Source organism: Kitasatospora sp. NPDC101157 (assembly GCF_044768255.1).
In the GTDB taxonomy this organism is placed as follows: Bacteria; Actinomycetota; Actinomycetes; order Streptomycetales; family Streptomycetaceae; genus Kitasatospora.
Genome location: NZ_JBIWPL010000038.1, coordinates 1 through 15,751 on the forward strand (window position 1 = coordinate 1; position 15,751 = coordinate 15,751).

General features: G+C 70.7%; 14 protein-coding genes. 6 read left to right on the plus strand and 8 right to left on the minus strand.

Annotated features, from left to right (window positions below; genetic code table 11):
* Positions 1–240: 240 nt before the first annotated feature.
* On the minus strand, positions 241–702 hold the full coding sequence (locus ACIRVF_RS39715; RefSeq protein ID WP_279095675.1) for a hypothetical protein: 462 nt from the start codon (positions 700–702) through the stop codon (positions 241–243).
* A gap of 598 nt (positions 703–1,300) precedes the next feature.
* Between ACIRVF_RS39715 and ACIRVF_RS39720 the strand changes: the two genes are divergently transcribed.
* The gene (locus ACIRVF_RS39720; protein WP_402829350.1) at positions 1,301–1,582 is read left to right on the plus strand and encodes a hypothetical protein; all 282 of its coding nucleotides are present in this window, start codon (positions 1,301–1,303) and stop codon (positions 1,580–1,582) included.
* Between the two features lie 44 nt (positions 1,583–1,626).
* Positions 1,627–1,920, plus strand: a complete 294-nt coding sequence (locus ACIRVF_RS39725; RefSeq protein ID WP_402829352.1) for a hypothetical protein — start codon at positions 1,627–1,629, stop codon at positions 1,918–1,920.
* Positions 1,921–2,073: 153 nt separating this feature from the next.
* Here the strand turns inward: ACIRVF_RS39725 and ACIRVF_RS39730 are convergent, their stop codons facing one another.
* The 5 genes from ACIRVF_RS39730 to ACIRVF_RS39750 all read right to left on the minus strand — a co-directional run bounded on the left by ACIRVF_RS39730 (position 2,074) and on the right by ACIRVF_RS39750 (position 4,556).
* A complete protein-coding gene (locus ACIRVF_RS39730; RefSeq protein ID WP_402829354.1) occupies positions 2,074–3,006 on the minus strand; it encodes a tyrosine-type recombinase/integrase in 933 nt (310 codons plus the stop codon).
* Positions 3,003–3,170 (minus strand): hypothetical protein, encoded by a 168-nt coding sequence (locus ACIRVF_RS39735; RefSeq protein ID WP_402829355.1) that lies wholly within the window; start codon positions 3,168–3,170, stop codon positions 3,003–3,005. Before ACIRVF_RS39735 ends, ACIRVF_RS39730 begins: the two co-directional genes overlap by 4 nt.
* Positions 3,171–3,361: 191 nt before the next feature.
* A complete protein-coding gene (kdpF, locus tag ACIRVF_RS39740; RefSeq protein ID WP_402829357.1) occupies positions 3,362–3,451 on the minus strand; it encodes a K(+)-transporting ATPase subunit F in 90 nt (29 codons plus the stop codon).
* A 132-nt stretch (positions 3,452–3,583) separates the two neighbouring features.
* Positions 3,584–3,961: an SAV_915 family protein gene (locus ACIRVF_RS39745; RefSeq protein WP_402829446.1), complete on the minus strand. Its 378-nt coding sequence runs from the start codon at positions 3,959–3,961 to the stop codon at positions 3,584–3,586.
* A 376-nt stretch (positions 3,962–4,337) separates the two neighbouring features.
* A complete protein-coding gene (locus ACIRVF_RS39750) occupies positions 4,338–4,556 on the minus strand; it encodes a hypothetical protein (protein WP_402829359.1) in 219 nt (72 codons plus the stop codon).
* Between ACIRVF_RS39750 and ACIRVF_RS39755 the strand changes: the two genes are divergently transcribed.
* From ACIRVF_RS39755 to ACIRVF_RS39765, 3 genes are all read left to right on the plus strand, one after another.
* Entirely contained in the window at positions 4,549–5,256 is a 708-nt protein-coding gene (locus ACIRVF_RS39755) for a glycoside hydrolase domain-containing protein (protein ID WP_402829361.1), read from the plus strand. The genes ACIRVF_RS39750 and ACIRVF_RS39755 overlap by 8 nt on opposite strands.
* 554 nt (positions 5,257–5,810) lie before the next feature.
* Positions 5,811–12,104, plus strand: a complete 6,294-nt coding sequence (locus ACIRVF_RS39760; protein ID WP_402829362.1) for a DNRLRE domain-containing protein — start codon at positions 5,811–5,813, stop codon at positions 12,102–12,104.
* A gap of 71 nt (positions 12,105–12,175) precedes the next feature.
* Complete coding sequence (locus ACIRVF_RS39765; RefSeq protein ID WP_402829364.1) at positions 12,176–12,373, plus strand: hypothetical protein; 198 nt, start codon at positions 12,176–12,178, stop codon at positions 12,371–12,373.
* Here ACIRVF_RS39765 and ACIRVF_RS39770 read toward each other — a convergent pair.
* Both ACIRVF_RS39770 and ACIRVF_RS39775 read right to left on the minus strand, forming a co-directional pair.
* Positions 12,340–13,353, minus strand: coding sequence for a hypothetical protein (locus ACIRVF_RS39770; RefSeq protein WP_402829366.1), 1,014 nt, complete (start codon positions 13,351–13,353; stop codon positions 12,340–12,342). The two genes, ACIRVF_RS39765 and ACIRVF_RS39770, sit on opposite strands and share 34 nt — an antisense overlap.
* 46 nt (positions 13,354–13,399) lie before the next feature.
* Positions 13,400–14,302 carry a helix-turn-helix transcriptional regulator gene (locus ACIRVF_RS39775; RefSeq protein WP_402829368.1) on the minus strand — a complete coding sequence of 301 codons (903 nt, stop codon included), beginning with the start codon at positions 14,300–14,302 and terminating at the stop codon, positions 13,400–13,402.
* A 211-nt stretch (positions 14,303–14,513) separates the two neighbouring features.
* Here ACIRVF_RS39775 and ACIRVF_RS39780 point away from each other — a divergent pair, with 211 nt between their 5' ends.
* Entirely contained in the window at positions 14,514–15,530 is a 1,017-nt protein-coding gene (locus tag ACIRVF_RS39780) for a zinc-dependent alcohol dehydrogenase family protein (protein WP_402829370.1), read from the plus strand.
* Positions 15,531–15,751 lie beyond the last annotated feature (221 nt).

Below are 15,751 nucleotides of genomic sequence, written 5' to 3' on the forward strand. Positions count from 1 at the left end.
GCGGGCGCGGCCCCGGGGGTCCCGGTGTACGACTACGACACCGGCCCGTACCCGGGCTGTGACAGGGCGGCGGCCGGCACCGGCAAGTTTGCGCCCGGGGGGTCCCCCCCCCGGGGGGGGCGGGCCGGGGGGGGCCGGGGTGGTTTTGGGGTGTTGTTTTTGTGCCCCCACAACGGGGCGCCCCCCACCCCCGGGGGTGGGGCGCCCCCCACGACTTCGTTCAGAAGCGTCTGACGGGACTCACCGGGTGTCGGCGAGGACAGAGCGGAACCCCTCCAGCAGGTCCTCCAGCTCGTCGACCCTGTCGGCCAGCTCGGCAAGCTTCGCCTTGTCCTTGCTCCCGGTGTGCGCTGCGTCGGACGTGTTCAGGCGTCGCAGGGCCGCCTCGGCTGCCTCGGTGCTCGTGCCGGTGCGGACGGCATCGATGACCGCCGCGGCATGGGAGCCGGCCTTGTAGAGGACGACGTACCTGTTCTGATCGCCGGGCAGCTCCGGGGGCAGTTGGGCGAGTCCGACGTTCGCAAGCTCGCTCTGGATGTACTCCAGGACTCGAACCTTCAGCCGCTGGTAGCCGCTGATGTCACGCAGTGCCCACATGGCGACACGAAGGACACCGCCGTTCTTGCGTACGGCTTCATCGAGCTCCTGCCAGGTGGAGAACTGCGGGGATTCGGTCTCGTCCTGCTCGATCACGGTGGTCATGGATCGGCCTCTCCCTAGGCTCGCTTCCTGATGATGCGTCAACTCTAAAGTAAGATAACAAGTGCGAGCAAGGGAAAATCTTAGATTCCATGTCGGGCCGTCTTAAGTGCGACTTCCTTTGGCGTCGACACGCGTCTGGGGCAACGCCTGGCACCATCACTGGCCTGTCGATCGGTCATGCGGGGAAAGTCCGGGCGAAGAGGCGGGTGGCCTTTGCCGCGGCTTCGAGCTCTTGGCGGAGCTGGTGGTTCTCCAGGGGCAGCCGCTGGATGTTCGCCACTGCCGACGCCAGGTGGTCGGACAGCGCGGTGTTGTTGGCCGGAGCTCGGCGTTCTTCCTGCGCTGGCCGGCGTAGCGGTCGCCGTGCGGGGTATCGCCTCCGACGGGGTGGGGGACCGAGCGTGGTCCCGTACTTCCTCGGCGATGTCGGGGAACTGCCTCCAGAAGTCGGCGTTGGCCAAACCGAGGCTGCGGGCGAGGCCGAGGACGGTGGGCCGTCGTCCCGCCCTGGCGGTCTCGGCGGTGAGCTCAGCCAGGGCTTGGCGTACCTGCTCTTCGCTGGGGAGGGCCACTCTGCGGCTCACAGCGACTCCGGGTGGTGGCGAGCGAGGAAGCGGACGAGCTTGTCGCGTCGCTCACGCAGCTGGTACTCCGGCAGCGGGGGCAGCGGCGGCCGGGCGGAGAGCCGCTCGTCGATGCGCTGGATCTCCTGTGTCCAGGCGTCGGTGTTGTCGGTGGTGAGGGCGACGTTGCGGCACTGGAGCGGGCGGCAGGCGTCGAGGGCGGATCGGTCGCGGTCGGCGGTGTCGCGTCGCTGCTGGCAGAGGGCCTTCGCGTGGTCGTGGACGCGGGTGACGTAGGTACCGGGATAAATGAATAGCGGGGTCGCCTCGTTCCATCAGGCGCTTCAGGCGCCGCCGGTCGGTGACGACCAGGCCGCCGAAACGGGCGCGCTCGGAACCGTCGTCCGCCAGGCGGTCAAACCCCCGCACGCGACAGGAGGAACGCCCAGCGGCGGCAAGGGATCCCCAGACCGCGGTCGGCCGCGCCGTCGCCCGCGCGGCGAACAACGGCGGCCTGCCCGCCGCGGTCTCGTTCGCCTTCCCCGACACCGAGCACCTGGCCGACACGGCGGCCACCCACCCCGACCTCCTCGCCGACGACACCTCCGCCTGGATCACCGAAGCCGTTTTCGAGGAGGGGTCCCTCCGGCGCTAAGCCAGGCTCCCGGTCCCACCGGCCATGACCCTCCCGGACTGGGCAGTTCACGACCTCCTCCACAATCTCCGCGCGGACCTTGGGGAAGACGAGCCCCCAGTCACTGACGCGAGCCCCAGGCAGCCCTGACAGGCGTTCCGGCGGCAGTTGCCGCTATGCGGCGAGCGGCAGGTCATCGTCGCCGCGGGGAATGGCTCGGAGCCGGTCTGTCTGGGCTTGGTCGAGTGCTCGGGCGAGGGCGTTGACGGCCTGGTCGGCGGAGTCCTTGAAGAGGTGGCCGTAGAAGTTGATGGTGGTCGCCAGGGTGGCGTGGCGCAGGGTCTTGGAGACGATGGCGATGGGGATGCCTTCGGCGATCATGATGCTGGCCGCGGTGTGTCGCAGGTCGTGCAGCCCGATCCGGGGCAGGCAGAGTTCGGCGGTGCGTTTGCGGAGCTGGTCGAGGACCCACTGGGGCCGCAGGGGCGATCCGTCCGCGTGGGCGAAGACCAGGCCCTCCAGCCGGCCGTCGGGGTGGGCGGCCATCTGGAGGGCGGCCTGGCGGTGGAGGGCGGTCATGACTCTGGGGGAGAGGCTGATCCAGGCGCGGCTGGCCTCGGTCTTGGGCTGGTTGAAGTGGAGGTCGCCGTTGTCCACGGCGGACAGGGTCCACCGGACGAACAGCTTGCGGTCCATGAGGTGGACGTCCGACCAGTGCAGGGCCAGGACCTCACCCCGGCGCATGCCGGTGCCGAGCAGGACCTCGAACAGGTCGGCCAGCTGGTCCGCGTACTGCTCCGCGTTGTGCCGCAGGAACGCCGCGGCCTCCTTCGGTGTCCAGCAAATCCGCTCGTCTGCGCGGGGCTTGGTGGGCACGCAGTGCTCGGCCGGGTTGAACTTCAGCCGCCACGACCGCACCGCGTGGTTCAGCGCGTTGCGCAGCGTCGAGACGACCCGGTAGAGCGTGACCCGGCCCCGACCGGCTCTGCGCTGCGCGGCCATCCAGTCCTCGATCTGCTTCGGCCGCAGGTCCAGCAGACGGCAACGCCCGAACGCGGGGACCAGGTCCCTATCCACGTAGGCCTTGTAGCCGGCGTAGGTGTTCACGGTGAGAAAAGAGCGACCCACGCGCGGCTGCCCGTGGTCTTCGGAGCGGTGAGCAGGAGCTGGTTGTTGTCGATGGCGGAGAGTGTCGCGCGGACGAACAGGGTGCGCTCGGGCAGGTGGACGTCGTCCCAGCGAAGGCCGAGGACTTCGCCCTTGCGCGGCACGGTCGGGACGTACTACTGGCAGGAACTGAGCCCGCCGGGTCACGGGGTTGAGCTTGCGCAGCGCCTCGGGCAGGGCGAGCCACAGCTGCCTCGGTTCGAGCATCCCGGCGCCGACCCGGCGCGGGGCGGCGGTGCCGGGCGCCGGGCGGCCGGCCCGTCGGTGCCGGGTCTGACCGGCGTGGTCGCGGACATCAGAACTTCTCCGGGTGGATCAGGGCCACGATCAGGTAGCCGACCAGGGCGGTGGCGACCAGCAGACCGGCGGCGTTCTCGGCACTCATGTGCCGCTCCTCGCTGTGCGACGGCGCCCGCGTGAGGGCGGGCGGAAGGCGGGTGGGCAGGGGGAACCCCCGGGCGGCGGCAAGGGCAAGGGACAGGCGCCGCCCGGAGGGGACTTGGGGAGGGGCGCGCCGTCAGGCGACGCGCGCGGTGCCCGGTCGCGCCGAGACGGGCACGGCGGGGCGGGGCCCAGTGGCCCGGGGGAGCCGCTCCGCCTGCGGGAGCGGCAGTGGCAGCGGCTTCGGCGCGGGGGCGGCCAGCTGCGGGTCGACCGTGAGCACGGCGACGCCCAGCGGCTCGGTGAGAGCGCGTAGCGCAGGCTCGGCCAGGGCGATCCAGGGCTGAGCAGGGCCGAGCACGGCGACGAGCCATTGCTCGGAGGTGAAGGCGACCGCAGTGCGCTCGCCCAGGGCGGTACGGAAGAGGCGGGCCGTGTGGCCCAGCGGACCCGAGCGGACGGGTACCAGGAGGCGTCCTTGTTCGTCATCGCGGCCGCAGCAGTCGCTGGCCAACACCAGATCGCCTGGCTGTCGGGCGCCTGCGCCTACGCGGCCGACCTGCCACTTGTCCTCCCAGGATCGTCTCCGGCCTGCGGATGCAACACCGGCTTGGCCGACGCTTTACCGGAATGATAGGTATTACTGACTTGCGTGGCGATGAATGCCGAACGCTGCACACTGACTTGGAGAGATGTCCCGTGCCGATGATCCGGATGTCGAAACGGCGCGGTGCCATGCTCTCGGCCGCAGGGTTGGCGATCGCAGGCTGTGTCGCCGTCACCTTGGCGACTACTGCAGGCGGTAGCGGTACCGCGGCCCCGGCGTCGCGGAGCACGTCCGCGACCGATTCCTCCTCCGCCATGGACGCGGTCGGTGCACCGGCGCCCACTCAGGACGTGACCTCGACGGCGTCGGCCTCGGCGAGCACGAGCGCGACGGTCTCGGCGAGCACCAGCCCTTCAACATCAGTGAGCGCCAGCCCTTCGGCCTCGGGGAACGCGAGCCCCTCGGCCTCGGCCCGCGCGAGTGCCTCCCCGGCCTCCTCCGCCGGCGCTTCGCCGACCCCGGCTCCGGTGCAAGCGCCCTCATCCACTTCCGCCGTGTTCACCGGCCTGGCGTTCGACACTTGCACCGCCCCGCCGCAGGCCACCATGGATGTCTGGCGCGGAAGTTCACCCTACGGGGCCGCAGCTGTGTACATCGGGGGTCGGAACCGCGGATGCGCCCAGCCGCAGCTGACCGCAGGCTGGGTAAAGTCCGTGACGGCGTCCGGGTGGCGGCTGATCCCCTTGTACGTGGGCGCGCAGGCGCCATGCCAGCTCGGTGCCAGCCCGTACCGCATCGATGCCTCGAACGCCGCCCCGCAGGGAGCCTCAGACGGCAAGGACGCGGTGGCCAAGGCGACCGCTCTGGGCATGCAGCCCGGCAGCACGCTGTACCTGGATGTTGAGGCGTACGATGCGAGCGACGCGACGTGCAATCAGGCTGTCCTCGCCTACGTCCAGGGTTTCACCCGCTCGCTCCACCAGGCCGGATACAAGTCCGGCTTGTACGGCTACGCCTCCTCCAGCGCGGCCGCGCTCGCGAAAGCCGCTGAGCAGGCAACCCCTGATCTGCCGGACGCCGTCTGGTACGCCAAGTACGACGGCGCCGCGGACACCACCTCCAGCTTCCCCTTCAGTCCCGGCCTGTGGAGCGGCCACCGGAGGGGTCACCAGTACCAGGTCAACCAGAAGGAAACGTACGGCGGCGCCACTCTTGCCGTCGACCGCGATGCCTGGGACGGCCCCGTCGCCCTTACCGGCTGACACAGCGACGATTCGTCATGCAGGCCGTGGAACGACCACCTTATGGCTCATTGAGTCCTGCGTGGGTTCTTTCGGGGTCGTTCCACCCGCCCCGAAGTAATTGCGGGATCCACATCGGCGGCGCCATCTGAAGGCAAAGGCGACGGCGCGGACCCAGGTAGCGACCTGGACAAGGTTTACTCCGCCAGCTGCGACGTTGTGGACCTGCACCCGGCGATACGGGGGTGATGGTGCCGCTGAGGGCTTTCACGACCTGTTCCGGGACGACGGCCCGACAGGGTAGCCAGGTCCTGCCCAGCTCCACTCGATCAGGGTTGAGACCTTCCCCCTGATTTCCATGAGGATGCGGCGAGCGAGCTGCGCGAACGGAAGCCCCGCGAGATCCGGCGTTCGATCAAGCCGTCCGGCACGAATCACAGATCGATCAAGATTACCTCTCCATTGCACTACCTTGACCCCTCATTGTTTTGATGTGTCGTCATTGTCCGCCTTGTCGGTCCTTACGATCCGCGTGCGAGCTGTTGACGTGGCAGCTCGTTGACAAGGAGTCATCAATGCACAGGCACATACCGATCAGGGTGGTGAGCGGCTCACTCGCCCTGGCGGTGGCGGTCTCCCTCCTGGCGGGCTCAGAGACCGCCTTCGCGGCGTCCCCGACACCGGACGGGAGAGGTGGCAGCGCGGCCAAGCCCGTCGCCACCACGGCCGCTGACATCCCCTCGGCCCGGGTCGCGGCCCGGCTCTCGGGTCGGCGGGTCGAGGCGCTCTCCGAGCGCACCGAGACCTCCACCACCTGGGTGAACAAGGACGGCTCGCTCACCACCGAACTGAGTGCGGGCCCGATTCGGTTCCGCCGCGACGGCGAGAAGGCGCGCACGACCGCGGACGGCAAGAACCCCGCAGCCACCGAGTGGGTGGACGTGGACCTCTCCCTTCAGGCGGCCGCCGATGGCTCGGTGGCACCCAAGGCACACCCCAACGGCCTGAAGCTGGCCGGCTCCGGCGGGACCCGCGCGCGTTCGTTCGCCGAGTCGCAGTCCGGCAAGGGCGAGGACCGCACGCTGGTCACCCTCGGTCGGGGGGACCAGCGGGTCGAGCTGCAGTGGAAGGGCGGCCTGCCGAAGCCGGAGATCGACGGCACCAAGGCGGTCTACCGGGACGCGATCAGCGACGGCGCCGCCGACCTCGTGGTGGAGGCCACCCGGACCGGCTTCGAGCAGTACACCGTCCTCAAGCAACGCCCCAGCGCGGCCGGTTACTCGTACACCATGCCGCTCAAGGCCAAGGGCCTGAAGGCCGAGGCGCGGCCGGACGGCAGTGTGGTGTTCACCGATGCCGCCTCCGGGGAGCAGCGCGCGATGCTGCCCGCGCCGGTGATGTGGGACTCCACCGTCGATGACATCGCCGGGGCCCGCAGCCACAAGGCCAGGGTCGACCTGAAGGTCGTGCAGCGCGGCGACGAGATCGACCTGGTGTTCACCCCGGACGCGGCCTTTCTGGCCGATCCGAGGACGAAGTACCCGGTGACGGTCGACCCGTCGACCACCGGCCTGGGCAACGTCTTCGACACCTACGTGCAGAAGGGCGAGACGGTCGACTGGTCGGCCGACACGGAGCTGGACCTGGGCAACCCGGGCACCAAGAACGCTGATGGCAGCTCGCGTGAGGCCCGTTCCTTCATCACCTGGGACACCGCGCCGATCGCGGATGCGCTGGTGATGAACGCGCAGCTGTCGTTGTGGAACTTCCACGCCGGCAACAGCGACTGCCAGCCGTACGCCTGGGAGGTCTGGGACACCGGCCGCCCGTCCACCGCCTCGCGCTGGACGGCGCAACCGGCCTGGAACAGCAAGAAGGCGACCTCGACCGAGACCAAGGGCCGGGACGCGTGCGGCGGTGACGGGTGGGTCAACGCGGACGTCACCAACCTCGTGCAGACCTGGACCTCGGCGAAGAACAGCCTGTCCAGCATGGGCCTGCGCGCTCCGGACGAGGTGAACACCAAGTACTGGAAGCAGTTCAACTCGGCTAACGCGGCGAGCAACGTGCCGAAGCTGACGGTGACCTACAACTACCGTCCGCGTACCGGCACCGACCAGCAGGCCGGTTCGCCGTTCTACAAGGACGCGGCAGGTATGTGGTGGGTCAACTCGACCACCCCGACGCTGCGTGACACCTTCGTCGACCCGAACAACGACAAGGTCGACGGCACCTTCCAGATCTTCGACGACGCCACCAATGCGCAGGTCGGCAACGTCCTGGTCTCGCCGTACGTGCCGAGCGGCTCCCCCGCGTCGGTGAAGGTCCCGGCCGGTCTGCTGGTCAACGGGAAGACCTACCGGTTCCGCACCTCGCCGTACGACGGCACGCACTACAACAACACCTGGTCGCCGTGGGCGTACTTCACCGTTGACACTTCGGCGCCCTCCGCGCCGAGCGCGGTGAGTTCGACCGACTACCCCTCCGGCCAGTGGGTGAAGGGCCCCGGGCAGAGCGGTGTCTTCACGGTGACCCCGCCGGCCGGTGACCAGAGCGCCCTGGAGTGGACACTCGACGGCGCGAACTGGACCAAGGTCGCCACCGGTGGCACCACCGCACCGGTCAGCCTGACCGTCACTCCGGCCAAGGCGGGCACCAACACCCTGCAGATACGGGCGGTCGACCGGGCGGAGAACAAGTCCGAGGCCGTCTCGTACACCTTCCAGGTCGGGGCCGGCGGCGTGACCGCGCCCAACGACGGTACCCGCACCGCCGCCCGCGTCCCGCTGGTCGCGGAGGCGGACGGTGCCAAGTACGACAAGGTCGCCTTCTCCTGGCGCCGCTCGGACGCCGACGCCTGGACGCCGGTCCCGGCCGGCGACGTCGCCAACGGCGGCACCGCGCTGGGTTCCTGGCCGGTCGCGCTGACCGGGGGGAAGAGCCCGGCGCTGACCTGGAACGCGACCAGCACCGTCAACCCGGACGGCACCGTGCAGGTCCGCGCGGACTTCACCGGTCCGAACAGCGCGGCGGTCTCCTCCGAGCCGATCAAGGTCGTGGTGGACCGCAAGGCGGGCGGCGCGGCCACCCAGAAGGTGGGGCTGGGCGAGCTGAACCTGCTCACTGGTGACCTGACCGTCTCCGCCACGGACGTCTCGGTGTTCGGCATGACGGTCGGTCGCACCAGCTCCTCGCGCGACCCGAAGGCCGCCGCGAACAAGGACGGCCAGGCGCCGGTCTTCGGCCCGAACTGGACCTCCGGTGTCTCCTCGGAGGTCTCCACGTCTTCGTACACCGAGATCCGCAAGACCTCGGCGACCTCGCTCGACGTGGTCACCACCGAGGGCGGCACGGTCTCCTTCACCGCCAACAAGACCGGCGACGGCTGGGTGCCCGAGCCGGGCAGCGAGGAGCTGACCCTCAAGGGCTCCCTCGCGGGTGGGGACTTCACCCTCTCCGACACCGAGGGCGCCGTCACCGCCTTCGCCAAGGTCGACCCGGCCGCCGCGACCTGGACGGTCACCTCCAGCCTGCTGGACGGCCTGGCGAACAGCACCACCACGGTGGTCTCGGAGAAGACCGTGGTCGGCGGGAAGACCCTGGCCCGGCCCAAGTACGTGATCGCCCCGACCTCCGCGGCCACCGCCTCGGCCTGTACGGCGGACGTGACGACCAAGGGCTGCCGCGTCCTGCAGTTCGTCTACGCCACCGCCACGACCGCCACCGGCACCGACAACGCCAACCAGTTCGGCGACTACGCCGGCCAGGTCAGCACCCTCAAGCTGTGGGCCACCGCCCCCGGCGCCGCCAACTCCACCGCCACCGACGTCGCCACCTACCGCTATGACAGCACCGGCGCACTGCGGCAGGAGTGGGACCCGCGCCTGGACCAGGCGTCCAAGACCACGTACTCGTACTACAGCGGGCCCGGCCAGGACGGCATGCTGTCCTGCATCCAGCAGGGCGGCCAGGCCAGCACCTGCATGGACTACCGCAACGTGCCGAGCAGCGCCGCCGCCGGCGACGGCATGCTCACCAAGGTCCGGCACGACACCCTCGCCCCCGGAACCACCAGCACCGTGAACGGCACCGCCGCCACCGTCATCGTCTACGGTGTCCCGGCCACGGGCAGCAAGGCCCCGGAGGACCTCTCGGCTACGGCCGGTGCGACCTGGGGACAGACGGACCTGCCGACCGACGCCACGGCGGTCTTCCCGGCCGACCAGATCCCCACGTCCAGCAACGGCGCGGAGCTGAACGCCGGTGACTACACCCGCGCGACGATCCACTATCTGAACGCCTCCGGCCGCCAGGTCAACAGCGTCGCGCCCGGCCACCGGATCGGCACCACCGAGTACGACAAGTGGGGCAACGCGGTCCGCACCCTGACCGCCGCCAACCGCGAACTCGCCCTGGGCACCACCGACGAGGCCAAGGCCCAGCTCGCCGACCTCGGCATCGACACGCTCCCCTCCGGCGAGCGCGCCAAGCTGCTGTCCACCACCAACGTGTACAGCGAGGACGGCCAGCGCGAGACCGAGACCTCGGGCCCGCTGCACCGCGTCACCCTGGCCGCCGACGCCACCAGCGGCACCACCACCGTGGCGAAGGCCGGCACCCAGGTGACCGCCCGCACCCGCACCGTCAAGACCTACGACGAGGGCCGGCCCACGGACGGCACCGCCAAGGTCAAGGACCAGGTCACCACGACCGTCACCGGCGGCGCCCTGCGCGGCTGGCCGGACGTCCTCGCCGAGACCCGCACCGACAAGAGCGTCTACGACTGGGCCCTCGGCGTCGCGACCAAGAAGGTCCAGGACGCCGGCGGCCTCAACCTGACCACCACCACCGGCTACGACACCCAGGGGCGGGTCACCTCCCAGTCCCTGCCCGCCTCGAACGGCACCGACGCCGGCACCAGGACCACCAGCTACTGGACCGCCACCGGCACCGGACCCTGCGCCGGACGCCCGGAGTGGGCCGACCTGGTCTGCCAGACCGGCCCGGCCGGCCCGATCACCGGCGGCGGCGCCAACCCGGCGCAACTGCCCGTCAAAACCGTCCAGTACGGCCTGTTCGGTCAGACCACGCAGACCGACGAGACGGCGGGCGGCACCACCCGCACCACCGTGATCACCACCGACGCGGCAGGCCGCCCCGTCACCACCACGGTCAGCGGCGGCGTCGGCCCGGCCGCCCCGGCCACCACCGTCACCTACGACCCGGCCACCGGCAAGGTCGTCAAGCAGACCTCCGCCACCGGCGGAACCATCACCAAGGCGTACGACATCCTCGGCCGCCTGATCACCTACACCGACGCCGACGGCGCCACCACCACCACCGAGTACGACGCGCTCGACCGGCCCACCAAGATCACCGACAGCTCGCCGTCCACCACCACCTACGGCTACGACACCGCGGCTGAACCGCGCGGGCTCGCCACCTCTGTGACCGACTCGGCGGCCGGTACCTTCACCGCCCGCTACAACGCGGACGGCAAGGTGATCACCCAGGGCCTGCCCGGCGGCTACACCAGCACCGACCGGATTGACCCGACCGGCACCGCCGTCACCCGCACCCACACCCGCAACAGCGACGGTGCCGTGCTGGTCAACGACGCCATCACCGAGACCGTCCACGGCCAGTGGGCCACCCACACTGGCACCCCCGGCGTGACCGCGGCCCAGACGTACGACTACGACCGCGCCGGACGCCTGACCCAGGTCCGCGACACCTCCACCGACGCCGTCTGCACCACCCGCACATACGGCTTCGACAACAACACCAACCGCACCAGCCTGGCCACCGCCACCGCGCCGCGCGGCCAGGAGTGCTCGACGAATGGGGCCACCACCCAGACCAACAGCTACGACAGCGCCGACCGCCTGGTGAACCCGGGCTACGCCTACGACGCGTTCGGCCGCACCACAGCCCTGCCGGGCAGCACGATCGGCTACTACAACACCGATCTGGTGCAGCAGCAGACCACCGGTGCCAGCCGCTACACCTGGACCCTGGACTCGGCGCAGCGCCTGCGCGGCTGGACTACCGAGACCAACTCGGGTGCCGCTTGGGCGATTTCGGGCGGCCGGACGAACCACTACGGCTCGGACGGGGACAGCCCGCGCTGGATCGCCGTGGACGGCACCGCCTCGCGCAACGTGACCGGTCCGACCGGTGACCTGATCGCCACCACCTCCGGTACCGCGGTCACCCTGCAACTGGCCAACTTGCACGGCGACGTGACGCTCCAGCTCCCACTGGACACCGCGCTCGCGCCGACCGTCCTGGACTACGACGAGTACGGCCAGCCCCGCGCCGGCCAGGGCGCCGTCCGCTACGGCTGGACCGGTGCCAAGCTGCGCTCCGCCGACACCCCCGGCGGCGGCCTGGTCCTGATGGGCGTGCGCCTCTACAACGGGGCCACCGGCCGCTTCCTGTCCGTCGATCCCGTCTACGGCGGCAACGCCAACGCCTACGACTACGTCTACGGCGATCCGCTCAACCGATACGACCTCGACGGCAACATCTGCTTCAGCTGCGGCTGGAACCGGGCCAAGTCCTTCGCGCGCAAGACCTGGAACGAGAACAAGCAGACCATCATCACCTGGGGCGTCGGCATCACCGTCGCCGGCGGCTGCACCATCCTCACCGGCGGTGCAGGCGCGGCCGGCTGTGCCTATCTCGGCGGCGCAGTCGGCGGCGCAGTCGGCTACCGCTACGGCTACAGCGGGCCCCGCAGTTACGGCGGCTACGCCCGGGCGACCATCGTCGGCTCCGTCACGGCGGGCTTCGGCGGTGGCGCCTTCTTCCGCGGCTTCCGCTTCTTCCGTGGCGGCGGTGCCCACCGCGGCGCCTGGGGCTGGTGAAGCCCGGACGCTGCCAAGTCACTAGCATCCCCATATCGCCCGTTGGGCCGTTTGGGAGGATTGAGGTACCTGTGAACCGATACGGGAAGGCCGCCCTGGCGACGCTCGGCTTCCTGCTGCTCGTCGCCGCCGTGTTCGTACTGCTCGGCCTGGTGTCCAAGGACTCCGCGTTCGGATCGGTGCTGCGCACGGCGGGCGGCGGCCTGTTGGCGGGCGCCACGCTCGCTTGGGGCGCCTACCTGGTGAAGTCGCTCCGCAGCAGGCGATAGCCCCGACCGCAACAGGACAGGGTCCCACCTGGGAAACCAGGTGGGACCCTGTCCTGCAAGTGCACCACCGCCGCAGCGCCGGTAGACGCGTCCGCGGCCCCGGCCGCTGGATGGGGTGGGTGAGCTGCGCATGGCGATCGCCTCGAAGGGTCGTGCGCGAGGAGTCCTCGCCTCCAGTGTGTGCTCGCGTGGCGACCACCGCGCGACCACCGGCTGGACAATCCGGCTATGACCTGCGGGTCTCCCTTGATCAGTGGGAGCCCCGGGCGGGCAGGGCAGATGAGCGGGTCGCGGTGTGCGGCGGTCTCGCGGACGAGCTGGGCGAAGCGTGCGCGGCTGCGCTGCTGGTGCTGTTCGGCCTGTTCGTCGCTCCAGTCCTCGGCGCTGGTGTCGTCGTCCTCGTCGTCGAGGTCGTCGTATTCGGTGTGGAGGAGCCAGCAGGCGCGGATGCCGGTGACGAGGTCTTCGACGAGGTCCCGGGCGGGGCGCCTGGGGTCGAGCGGGGTCAGGCGCAGGCCGGTGTCCTCGGGGTCGGTGTGCTGGGCGAGGGTGTCGTCGATGTCGTCGAGTTGTTCGCGCAGGCCGGCGGGGTCAGGGAGGAGGCCGTCGGCGACGTGGAGGGCGTGGCCGAGCAGGCGGGTGACCATGTCGTAGGGGGAGGCGCCAGCTTCGATGAGCTGGAGGACGAGGGTGGGTGTCTCGTGGGGGAGGGCTTCGATGTTGTCGGCTTCGACGAGTACGGCGGCGGGGGAGTGGCCGGAGGCTTCGGAGGCGACCTCGGCTGCGGCGGCGAGCCAGTGGGCCGCGGCGACAGTTGCGGCGGTGGGGTCGATTTCGGTGAACAGGGCTGCCGGGCCGAAGGGATCCTGTTCGAGGAGGTGGTCGGCGGCGGCGACCTGGACTGGGGAGGCGCCTTCGCGGCTGAGGAGGACGGCCTGGCGGGCGCGGTCGGTGAGGTTGCCGAGTTCGGCGTTCTCCACGGCGGCGAGTTCGGTGGCGGTCTCGGCGAGGACGGCGTCGGTGAGGTCAGCGTTGCGGAGGGTGTGCAGGGCGCGGCCGGCAGCCCGCCGCGGTTTCGCGGGTGGCGGCCCAGCTGGCGAGCAGGCGCAGACCCTGTTCGCTGGGAGAGCCGGGTTCGGCGGCGTAGATGGTGAGGGTGAGACCGGGTGCAGCGGCCATGTCCATGCCTTCGTAGGCGAGGGTGAGGTCGCCGACGGCGTGGTGGTGGAAGCGTTTGGTTCCGGTGCCGTGGTGGCGGACGTTGTGGGCACCCCACCGGGTGCGGAAGTCGTCGCTGCGGGTGGAGAGTTCGCCGACGAGGTCGTGGAGGCCCTTGTCGTGGGGGTCGCGACCTGCCTCGGTGCGCAGGATGGCGACGGTGATGTCGGCGGCCTGGTCCCAGTCGGGGTAGAAGCGACGGGAGGCGGCGTCGAGGAACTGGTAGCGGGCGAGGTTGTTCAGGTTGCCGGAGGTTTCGTACACGTCGGCATAGAAGGCGCGGGCGAGTTGGTTGGCAGCGACCAGGTCCATGCGGCCGTTGCGGACGAAGGCGGGGCCGCCGGTGACGGCGTCGAGCATCCACTGCAGGCTGCGGTGCGGCGTCCACTGGCGACTGGTGCGACGGCGGGGGCGGGCGAGCGCGTCGGTGCCGTCGGCGGCCTGGGCCAGGTGCAGCAGGTGGGCTCGTTCGGCGTCGTCGAGCTGCAGGGCCCGGGCGAGAGCTTCCAGGACGGAGGGTGAGGCGCCGGCGAGGTTGCCGCGCTCCAGCTTGGCGTAGTACTCCACGCTCACGTCGGCCAGGGCGGCGACCTCGCTGCGGCGCAGGCCCGGCACCCGGCGGCGGGGTCCGGCCGGCATGCCCGCCCGTTCCGGGGTGATCTTCGCGCGTCGCGAGGTGAGGAACTCGCGGACCTCCTGAGTGTTGTCCACGCCTTCGACCCTACGGCCCCGCTGAACCCGGAGGGGTGTACGGCCGGTACACCCCTCATCGGTGACTCGCTGCCGTGGACGACAGGAGGTTGTCTGGAAAGCGTGGCGCTCCCCGGCCCGGCCTTCGGAAGGCATGCGGGGGCGCCCGACCCGCACTTGGCGGCGACCGACACGGCAGGCCGTCCGCCCCGGAACCGAAGGAAGCACTCTGATGCGCGGTGCAGTGATCCACGCCCCTGGCGACGTCCGCTTCGAGACCGTGGAAGACCCGAAGATCCTCAAGCCCACCGACGCGATCATCCGAACGGCGGTGACGTGTGTGTGCGGCTCGGACCTGTGGCCCTACCGGGGGGCGGAGCCGATCGGCGACCCGCACCCGATGGGCCACGAGTACGTCGGCTTCGTCGAGGAGGTCGGCTCCGAGGTCACCGGCCTACGGTCCGGCCAGTTCGTGGTGGGCTCGTTCGCAACCTCCGACAACACCTGCCCGAACTGCTCGCACGGCTTCCAGTCGAACTGCCTGCACCGGGAGTTCATGTCCACCTGCCAGGCCGAGTACGTGCGCATCCCCAACGCCGCCGGCACCCTGGTCGCCACCGACGAGGTGCCCGACGAGGAGCTGTGGCCGGGCCTGCTGGCGAACTCGGACGTGATGGGCACCGGATGGTGGGCTGCCGACGCCGCCGAGGTCCGACCCGGGTCGACCGCAGTGGTGGTCGGGGACGGCGCGGTCGGCTTGTGCGCCGTGATCGCCGCGAAGGAGATGGGCGCGGAGCGGATCATCGCCATGTCCCGCCACGAGCAGCGGCAGAAGCTCGCCCTGGAGTTCGGTGCGACCGACATCGTCACCGAGCGCGGCGAAGAGGGTATCGCCCGGGTCAAGGAACTGACCGGCGGGATCGGCGCGGACAGCGTGCTGGAGTGCGTCGGCACCGCCCAGGCGGTGCAGCAGGCCCTGCACTCTGCCCGGCCCGGCGGCAGCGTCGGCTTCGTCGGCGTCCCCCACGGGGTCGCCGTCGACGGCCAGGAGCTGTTCTTCTCCCACGTCGGCCTGCGCGGCGGCCCCGCCCCCGTGCGCCGCTACCTGCCCGACCTGATCGAGCGCGTCCTGTCCGGCCGCATCGACCCCGGCAAGGTCTTCGCCCTCACCCTGCCCCTCGCCGACGTTGCAGAGGGCTACAAGGCGATGGACGAGCGTCGCGCGATCAAGGCCCTGCTCAAGCCCTGACCGCGCCGGTCCGCCCATGACCGCCCTCACCCCGCGCACCTCGCTGCTCCACCCCGCCCCGGCCGTACTGCTGCCACGGCCGCCTGCACCAACAGCTGGCCGACCGCCGGCCCGGCCACTGCGGCGCCACCGACGGCCGGACGGCAGGACGCCCGGCCACCGCCGACAGGAGCACCCCGATCAACATCCGCGTCACCCTCGACGGCACGCCCGTCGCAGCG